The 8,607-nt window shown below is 64.6% G+C and carries 9 protein-coding genes; 6 read left to right on the forward strand and 3 right to left on the reverse strand.

Translation table 11 applies throughout. The features are described from left to right. The 3 genes from JWR89_RS18765 to JWR89_RS18775 form a co-directional block, all read left to right on the forward strand. Positions 1-434: fructose-bisphosphatase class II (locus JWR89_RS18765; protein ID WP_299718874.1), on the forward strand; the 434-nt coding region annotated here is incomplete at its 5' end. 10 nt (positions 435-444) lie between these two features. Further along, positions 445-894, forward strand: a complete 450-nt coding sequence (locus JWR89_RS18770) for a GNAT family N-acetyltransferase (protein WP_299718876.1) — start codon at positions 445-447, stop codon at positions 892-894. Positions 895-1,050: 156 nt separating this feature from the next. Beyond that, entirely contained in the window at positions 1,051-1,770 is a 720-nt protein-coding gene (locus JWR89_RS18775) for a haloacid dehalogenase type II (protein WP_299718878.1), read from the forward strand. A gap of 167 nt (positions 1,771-1,937) precedes the next feature. Here JWR89_RS18775 and JWR89_RS18780 read toward each other — a convergent pair whose 3' ends face one another. After that, complete coding sequence (locus JWR89_RS18780; RefSeq protein ID WP_299718881.1) at positions 1,938-2,114, reverse strand: hypothetical protein; 177 nt, start codon at positions 2,112-2,114, stop codon at positions 1,938-1,940. Between the two features lie 42 nt (positions 2,115-2,156). Here JWR89_RS18780 and recJ point away from each other — a divergent pair, with 42 nt between their 5' ends. Continuing rightward, the gene (recJ, locus tag JWR89_RS18785; protein ID WP_299718883.1) at positions 2,157-3,995 is read left to right on the forward strand and encodes a single-stranded-DNA-specific exonuclease RecJ; all 1,839 of its coding nucleotides are present in this window, start codon (positions 2,157-2,159) and stop codon (positions 3,993-3,995) included. 167 nt (positions 3,996-4,162) lie between these two features. On the opposite strand, the gene JWR89_RS18790 is transcribed toward recJ, so the two are convergent. Continuing rightward, on the reverse strand, positions 4,163-5,398 hold the full coding sequence (locus JWR89_RS18790; protein WP_299718885.1) for a lytic murein transglycosylase: 1,236 nt from the start codon (positions 5,396-5,398) through the stop codon (positions 4,163-4,165). 235 nt (positions 5,399-5,633) lie between these two features. Next, positions 5,634-6,200: an elongation factor P gene (gene efp / locus JWR89_RS18795; RefSeq protein WP_299718886.1), complete on the reverse strand. Its 567-nt coding sequence runs from the start codon at positions 6,198-6,200 to the stop codon at positions 5,634-5,636. Positions 6,201-6,338: 138 nt separating this feature from the next. On the opposite strand from efp, the gene epmA reads away from it, so the two are divergent. Together epmA and JWR89_RS18805 are read left to right on the forward strand one after the other, a co-directional pair. Next, entirely contained in the window at positions 6,339-7,391 is a 1,053-nt protein-coding gene (gene epmA / locus JWR89_RS18800; RefSeq protein WP_299718888.1) for an EF-P lysine aminoacylase EpmA, read from the forward strand. Continuing rightward, on the forward strand, positions 7,388-8,464 hold the full coding sequence (locus JWR89_RS18805; RefSeq protein WP_299718890.1) for a lysine-2,3-aminomutase-like protein: 1,077 nt from the start codon (positions 7,388-7,390) through the stop codon (positions 8,462-8,464). The genes epmA and JWR89_RS18805 overlap by 4 nt, the downstream gene beginning before the upstream one ends. The last annotated feature ends 143 nt before the right edge of the window (positions 8,465-8,607 follow it).

Consider the following 8,607-nt stretch of genomic DNA (forward strand, 5'->3'; position numbering starts at 1 on the left):
CGACGGGCGCTGCGGTGCGCCTGATCGACGACGGCGACGTCGCCGGCGTGATCCACTGTGCCAACCCCGAGAAGTCCGGCGTCGATATCTACATCGGTACCGGCGGCGCGCCGGAAGGCGTGCTGGCTGCTGCAGCGCTGCGCTGCATCGGCGGCCAGATGCAGACCCGGCTGATCCTCGACACCGACGAGAAGCGCGAGCGCGCGCTGAAGATGGGTATCAAAGATCCGAAGTTCATCTACGGCATCGAGGACATGGCGCGCGGCGACTGCCTGTTCGCGGCGACCGGCGTGACCGATGGTTCGCTGCTGTCGGGCGTCAAGTTCCGCGGCAACGTGATCGAGACCGAGACCATCGTGATGCGCTCGGTGACCGGCACCGTCCGGATCATCAAGGGCGAGCATCGCCAGCTCGAAAAATTCCATCTCGATTGAGTTGAGTTCGATGGAAAAGCAGGTCGAGATCAAGCCAGTCGGCGCCCATGAGCGCGCCGACTGGGAGCCGCTGTGGCAGGGCTACCTGACATTCTACAAGGCGAAGCTGGCGCCGGAAGTCAGCGACGTCGCATGGGCGCGTTTCCACGATCCCGCCGAGCCGATGTTCCTGCTTGGCGCCTATGTCGATGGCAAGCTCACCGGCATCGTGCAGTATCTGTATCACCGCTCGACCTGGACGCCGGGCAACTACTGCTATCTGCAGGATCTGTTCGTCGCCGATACGGCGCGCGGGCTCGGTCTCGGGCGCCAGCTCATCGAAGCGGTCTATGCGCAAGCCAAAGCCGCCGGTTGCAGCCGCGTGCACTGGCTGACACAGAACGACAATGCGCAGGCGCGGTTGCTGTACGACAGGATCGCCGATAATTCCGGCTTCATGCAATATCGCAAAGTGTTTTAATGAGAGCGAAGGCCTCGCAGCCGTCATTGCGAGGAGCGAAGCGACGCGGCAATCCAGAGGGCACAAGCGAAGACTGGATTGCTTCGTCGCAAGGGCTCCTCGCAATGACGAGTTGTCCGACTAACAAAACAATAAAGCGAAACCAGGAGTGAAACCATGAGTGAGGCGCAGGCCGTCAAGGCGATGGTGTTCGACGTGTTCGGCACCGTGGTGGACTGGCGTTCCAGCCTGATCGCCGACTTCACGAAATGGGGCGGCACCCAGGGCATCAGCGCCGACTGGACGGGATTGGTCGATGCCTGGCGCAAGGCCTACATGCCGTCGATGGACGTGGTGCGGCACCACCCCGAGCGCGGCTTCAAGAAGCTCGACACGCTGCACCGGGATTCGCTGGAGCCGCTGGTGGAAAAATTCAGGATCATCGGCCTGACCGGTGACGACTTGCAGCACATGACGCTTGGCTGGCACCGGCTGCATCCGTGGCCGGATTCGGTTGGCGGCCTGACCCGGCTGAAAACGAAGTACATCATCAGCCCGCTGTCGAACGGCAACGTCGCGCTGCTCACCAACATGGCGAAGTTCGCGGGCCTTCCGTGGGACCTGATCATGTCGGCCGAACTGTTCGAGCACTACAAGCCGGACCCGCAGACCTATCTCGGCGCCGCCCGGCTGCTCAACCTGAAGCCGGAGCAGGTAATGATGGTGGCCGCGCACAACAACGACCTCGACGCCGCGCAAAAACTCGGCCTGAAGACCGCCTTCGTGCCGCGCATCACCGAATACGGCCCGCACCAGAGCCGCGACTTCAAGGCCGACGGCGAGTGGGACGTGGTGGCGGAGGACTTTGGCGATCTGGCGAAGCAGATGGGGTGCTGAAGTGGTAGAGCCCAAATCCGACGTCAAAGCCCTTCAGGACGACCAGAGCTACATTCGCGCTCGGCTGGATGCGATGCCGACAAAGAAAAAGCTTGTGATCCTTGCTATCGTGTTCTTCTTCGTAGCTGCCATTATGCGGCATTTCGGGCTCTGATTCACGTTCTAGGTCATACTCCGCCGTCATCCCCGCCGAAACGCAGTTGCGTTTCGGCTGAAGGAGCCGCGCCCTTGCGCGGCGTCTCGAAGGATGCGCCGTAAGCGCTCGTAGTCGCATCCTTCGAGGCTCGCCCTTTGGGCGAGCACCTCAGGATGATGGTGATTGAGTTGGTGGCATCGATGTTCACGCGGTTTTCCTCGTCCGCGCTTCGTGCTTATGTCCCGCCATCATGACGCCCCCCATCCTTCTCCCCGTGGAATCCCGGCCGGCCTTTCTCGGCGTCAACCTGTCGGCGACCGGCAAGACCTGGCGCGACCGGGTCGATCAGCGCGGCGCCGCGCGGGCGCTGGCGATGGTGCAGCGGTTTCAACTGCCCGAGATGCTGGCGCGGCTGCTGGCCGGGCGCGGCGTCGAGCTGGACGCGGTCGAGGATTTTCTCGATCCGACCATCCGCAAGCTGATGCCCGATCCATTTACCGTGACGCAGATGGAAGCCGCCGCGAAGCGCATCGCCGATGCCGCTGTAAACGGCGAGAAGGTCGCGATCTTCGGCGATTACGATGTCGATGGCGCGACCTCGTCGGCGCTGCTGGCGTGGCATCTCAGGCATTGCGGGCTGGATCCGCAGATCCATATTCCCGACCGCATTTTCGAGGGCTACGGCCCCAATACCGATGCCATCCGCATGCTGGCAGAAAACGGCGCGACGCTGCTGGTCACGGTGGATTGCGGCACCACGAGCATGGAGCCGCTGGCGGAAGCGAAGAAGCTCGGCATGCAGGTGGTCGTGATCGATCACCATCAGGCCGGCGACGAACTGCCCGATGTCGAGGCGCTGGTGAATCCGAACCGGCTCGACGACATCTCCGGCCTCGGCCATCTCGCCGCGGTCGGTCTGGTGTTCATTACGCTGGTCGCGGTGAACCGCGAACTCCGCCAGCGCGGCTTCTGGACCGCCACGATGCCGGAGCCGGACCTGCTGAGCATGCTGCATCACGTCGCGCTCGGCACCGTGGCCGACGTCGCGTTGCTCACCGGTCTCAACCGCGCTTTCGTCGCCAAGGGGCTGATCGCGCTGCGCCGGCGCGACCATGTCGGCCACACCGCCTTGATGGATGTGGCGCGGCTCAACGGCCCGCCGGAAGCTTGGCATCTCGGCTTCATGCTGGGGCCCCGCATCAATGCGGGGGGGCGGATCGGGCGTGCTGACCTCGGCGTGCGTTTGTTACTCGAGGGCGATATTTCGGAGGCCGCAAGAATCGCCGCCGAACTCGACCGGCTCAACGTCGAGCGCCGTGTCATCGAGCAGATGGCCGAGGCGCAGGCCGAAGCCGAGGCAATGGCGTCATTAGGCCTCGAGGACAAGGGCTCGGTAATCGTCACCGCGGCAGAGGGCTGGCATCCCGGCGTGGTCGGCCTCGTCGCCTCGCGGCTGAAGGAGAAGTTTTCACGGCCGGCGTTCGCGATCGCGCTGGAGCCGGGCGGCATCGGCACTGGGTCGGGGCGCTCGATCTCCGGCGTCGATCTCGGCAAGGCCGTGCGCCAGGCGGTCACCGACGGGCTGCTGATCAAGGGCGGCGGCCATGCGATGGCGGCGGGCATCACGTTGCGTAAGGAGCGGCTTGGCGAATTTCGCGCCTACATCGAAGCCGCGCTGGCCGCCGATGTCGCCAAATCGCGTAACGAGAAGGAACTGTTCATCGACGGCGCCATCACCGCACGCGGCGTCACGCCGGATCTGGTGGCGACGATGAACCGCGCCGGGCCTTTTGGCGCGGGCAATCCCGAGCCGGTGATCGCGCTGCCGTCGCATCAACTGGTCTATGCCGATGAAGTCGGCCAGGCGCATCTGCGGCTGCGCTTCAAGTCGAGCGACGGCACCATCGTCAACGGCATCGCGTTTCGCTCGGTAGGCCAGAAGCTCGGCAACGCGCTTCTCGCGCATCGCGGGCAAGCGCTGCATGTGGCGGGGTCGCTGGCGGTGGATCGCTGGCAGGGCACCGAACGCGTGCAGTTGCGGGTGATCGATATTGCGGTGCCTGACGAGGGGCCGGCTAGGATCAGGTAATTCGTGGTCCGCATCGTGTTTTAGGGTCTTGCGGCAAGACCAAGGCAGACGATCCGCCAAGGCGCCGAAAGCCGTTCAGTTTCAAGCACTCGCGCGATCTCGACAAGGCTTGCTGTCTTGCGGCGAATGTGTGGCACGGACGCCGCCCGATCGGCATCATCGGCCGTCTACGACCCCTGCCGCAACCTTGCCAGCACCTTCAGCCCGCCATAGCCGTCCGCCGGCAGCAGGCCCATTTTGGTCTGATAGTCCCGCACCGCCTTCATGGTGTCGTTGCCGACGCGGCCGTCGGTGCCGCCGGTATCAAAGCCGGCCTTCGTCAGGCGGGTCTGCACCTCCTGCACTTCAGCCAATGTCAGGATGCGCTCGGAGCCCGGGAACGGCTGCAGGAACGGCGGCGCGCCCAGAATGCGGTCGCCGAGATGGCAGATCGCCAGCGCGTAGTTCATCGACGGATTGTAGCTACGCACGGCGTAAAAGCCCTGGCCGAGCAGGAAGGCGGGACCGCCTTGCACCGGCACCCACAGCTTGGCGCCGGCGTTCGGCTGGGGGAATGGCTTACCGTCAGCGCGGGTGACGCCGGCGTCGGACCATGCCGCAAAGCTCTTTTTGCTATCGGAGGACGCGGCGCCGCCCGCACGGACCTCGTAGCCCCAGTGTTCGCCGCGCGGATACTTGCCGCGGTTGACCAGGAAGCGGGCCGACGAGCCGAGTGCGTCGTCGGGCCGGCCGAACGGCGAGACGCGGCCGTCGCGGTCGTAGTCGATGCCGACATTGAGCCAGACTTCCGGCATCCACTGGGTATGGCCCATGGCGCCGGCCCAGGAGCCGCGCATCTCGTCCGGCGTGCCCCAGCCCTTGTCGACGATCTTCAGCGCATTGATCAGCTCGGTTTCCCAATAGGCCCGGCGGCGCGGCTCGTTCCAGGCCAGCGCGGCCAGCGACGGAAATACCGGCCGCATGTGGTTCTGCTGCACCAGGGGATCGCCGAACGCGGATTCAACGCCCCACAGCGCCAGCAGCGTGCCGCGCTCGACGCCGAAATCCTGCTCGATGCGGCCAAACAGCGCCTCGTTCTTCCGCAGCGCCTCCTTGCCGGCGGTGATGCGCCAGTCGGAAGCGCGGCGGTTGACGTATTGCCAGAGTTCTTCATGAAACTCAGGCTGCTTCTGCATCGATTTGAATACCGACATGTCGGGCTCGATGCGGCCCATCACGCGGGAGTAGGTGGTGTCGGAGACGCCCTTGGCCAGCGCGCGGGATCGAAACGCATCGCGCCAGGCATCAAAGCCGGGCGGGGCCGCAATGGCGGCGGCCGGCAGCGCGATCATGGCGCTGGCGCCGAGGCCGGCTTGCAGCACGGCGCGGCGGGAGAAGCGGGGCGGGGAATCGATCTGGGTCATGGCGCCAGATTAACGCCGCGAACCGGGCGGCGCGAGGGCGCATGGGGTCGCGGACTACTTTGCAAGCTCGGTCCGTTCCCCGGGCGCGGTGCACTGCGCCGCGCTTGCGGCGTGGTGCGCCGCAGAACCGGGGTCCCGGTTGTGTGAGCAAGAAGAAATCGGGATCCCGGATCTGCGGAGCGGCACAAGCGTGCCGCACCGCGTCCGGGAAACGGGATCGAGCGCGCGGTCTAGATCAATCCTTGGCGCGTTCGACGTAGGAGTTGTCTTCGGTCATCACCACGATGCGGGTGCCGGTGCCGATATGCGGCGGCACCAGGGTACGGATACCATTGGCGAGCATCGCGGGCTTGTAGGACGACGACGCGGTTTGGCCCTTGGTGACCGGCTCGGTATCGACGACTTCGACGGTAGCGCGCTGCGGCATGGTGATCGCCACCGGCAGCAGACCGTGCAGCGACAGCTTCACGGTCATGTTTTCGGTCAGATAGGCCTCGGCGTCGCCAATCACGTCCTTCTGCACCGCGACCTGGTCGTAATTGTCGTTGTTCATGAAGTGGAAGCCGTCGGCGTCCTTGTAGAGGTAATTGAAGTTCTGGTCCTCGATGGTCGCCTTTTCCACCGCGTCCGTGGTCTTGTAGCGCTCCGAGATCTTCACCCCGTCGCTGATTCGGCGCATTTCGATCTGGCTGACCGGGGTTCCCTTGCCGGGGTGGATGTTCTCGGCGGTCAGAACCACGTAGAGCTTGCCGTCTTGCTCGATCACGTTGCCCTTGCGAATAGAACTGGCGATGACTTTCACAGGTGTGTTTCCTAAAATTCAGGCCCGGGACCGATCCGGACGAGGGTGTCCTGTGGCCAGCGAAGCGTTGTCTGCGCGCAACATACTGATTTTGCCTGTGGATGCCAGCGTTTTACGGCCCCGACGGGTGGTACTCTGATGGCTGGGAACGACCGGCCGTCGGCGTGGTGGAGCCCGGCGCGGCATCAGGATCGCCGCGGCTTCCTGCTCGCGCGGGGCGCCATAGCTCGCGGCACCCGGACCTGGTTCGAGGCCCAGGGTTTTGTCGAGGTCGAGACCGGCATTCTGCAGGTCTCGCCGGGCAACGAGACCCATCTGCACGCGCCGAAGACCGAACTGCTCTCCCCCGATGGCGAGACGCTAACCCGCTACTTGCGGACCTCGCCGGAATTCGCCGGCAAGAAACTGCTGGCGGCCGGCGAGGAACAGATTTTCGAGTTTGCACGCGTGTTCCGCGACCGCGAGCGCGGCGACCTGCATCTGCCCGAGTTCACCATGCTGGAATGGTACCGCGCCGACGCCAGCTATGAGGCGGTGATCACCGACACCATCGCGGTGATCGCCCATGCCGCGCGAACGACCGGGACAGCGCAGTTTTCGTTTCGCGGCAGAACCGCCGATCCGTTCGCCGATCCCGAGATGCTCACTGTCGCCGCGGCATTCGGAAAATTCGCCGGCATCGATCTGCTGTCCACCATCACACGCGACCACGGCGACCGCGCGGCACTGGCTGCGGCGGCACAGAGCAAGGTGCGGATCTCCGATGACGACACCTGGTCAGACCTCTTCAGCAAGGTGCTGGTCGAGCATGTCGAACCGAACCTCGGGCAGGGGCGGCTGACCGTGCTGTTCGAATATCCGGCGCCGGAAGCAGCGCTGGCGCGCACCACACAGCACGATCCCCGCGTCGCCGAACGGTTTGAGGTCTATGCCTGCGGCGTCGAGCTTGCGAACGGCTTTGGCGAATTGACGGACGCCAACGAGCAGCGCCGCCGGCTCGAAGACGAGATGGACGAGAAGCAGCGGCGCTACGGCGAACGCTACCCGCTTGATGAGGAGTTTCTGGAAGCCGTCGCGCAGATGCCCGACGCCGCCGGCGTAGCGCTCGGCTTCGACCGACTGGTGATGCTGGCGTCGGGTGCGACCCGGATCGATCAGGTGGTGTGGACGCCGCCGGCGGGGGCACAATGAACAAGGTATTGAACATCGCCACGACGCTGCGACAGCCGGCCGATCTGGTTGCGCACGGTCTGGCGCCGGCGGCGGCATTGGCCAATCTGGAAAAGGTAGCGGCGCGCTATGCGGTGGCGGTAACGCCAGCGGTCGCGGCATTGATCGATATCGACGATCCCCTTGACCCGATCGCACGGCAATACATTCCGAGCGTAGAAGAGCTTTCGGTAAAACCCGAAGAGAATGCCGACCCGATCGGCGATCACGCCCGTTCGCCGGTCGATGGCATCGTGCATCGCTATCCCGACCGCGTGCTGTTCAAGCTGGTGCATGTCTGCGCGGTATATTGCCGGTTCTGCTTCCGCCGTGAAATGGTCGGGCCGGGCAAGGAGACGGCGCTGTCGCGCGAGGCCTATGCTGGCGCGCTGGACTACATCCGCACGCATCCGGAAATTTGGGAGGTCATCCTCACCGGCGGCGATCCGCTGATGCTGTCGCCGCGGCGATTGAGCGAGATCATGAACGATCTGGCCGCCATCGCGCATGTGAAAATCATCCGGATTCATACCCGCGTGCCGGTCGCCGATCCCGCGCGAATCGACGCGGAGATGGTCGCGGCCCTGAAAGTGAAAGATGCCACCGTCTGGGTGGCGCTACATGCCAACCATCCGCGCGAGCTGAGCGAAGCGGCGCGCGGTGCCTGTGCGTTGATGGTCGATGCCGGCATTCCCCTGGTCAGCCAGTCCGTGCTGTTGCGCGGCGTCAATGACGATGCCGCGACGCTCGAGCAATTGATGCGGGCCTTTGTCGAGTGCCGCATCAAGCCGTATTATCTGCACCACGGCGACCTCGCGCCGGGCACTGCACATCTGCGCACCACGGTCGAGCATGGCCAGGCCTTGATGCGGGCGCTGCGCGGCCGGGTCTCGGGCCTCTGTCAGCCCGACTATGTGCTGGATATCCCCGGCGGATTCGGCAAGGCGCCGATCGGCCCGGAGTATTTGTCGCGGGAACGTGAAGCGCTCGGGGAATCGGGCTATCGTATCGTTGATTACTGTGGCGACGTTCACCTCTACCCGCCGAAACCGTGAGCGTTGAAGTTGGCTGAACTGTTCAGGGTCGGAGAAGTCCAATGAAAAAAATCATCGCGGCCGTCTCTTGTCTGGCGATGCTGGGAAGCTCGCTGGCGAGCGCGCAGGATTCGACGCGCAATGCGCCGCCCACGTCGGTGAAA

This window comes from Tardiphaga sp. (genome assembly GCF_028290785.1).
GTDB lineage: Bacteria > Pseudomonadota > Alphaproteobacteria > Rhizobiales > Xanthobacteraceae > Tardiphaga.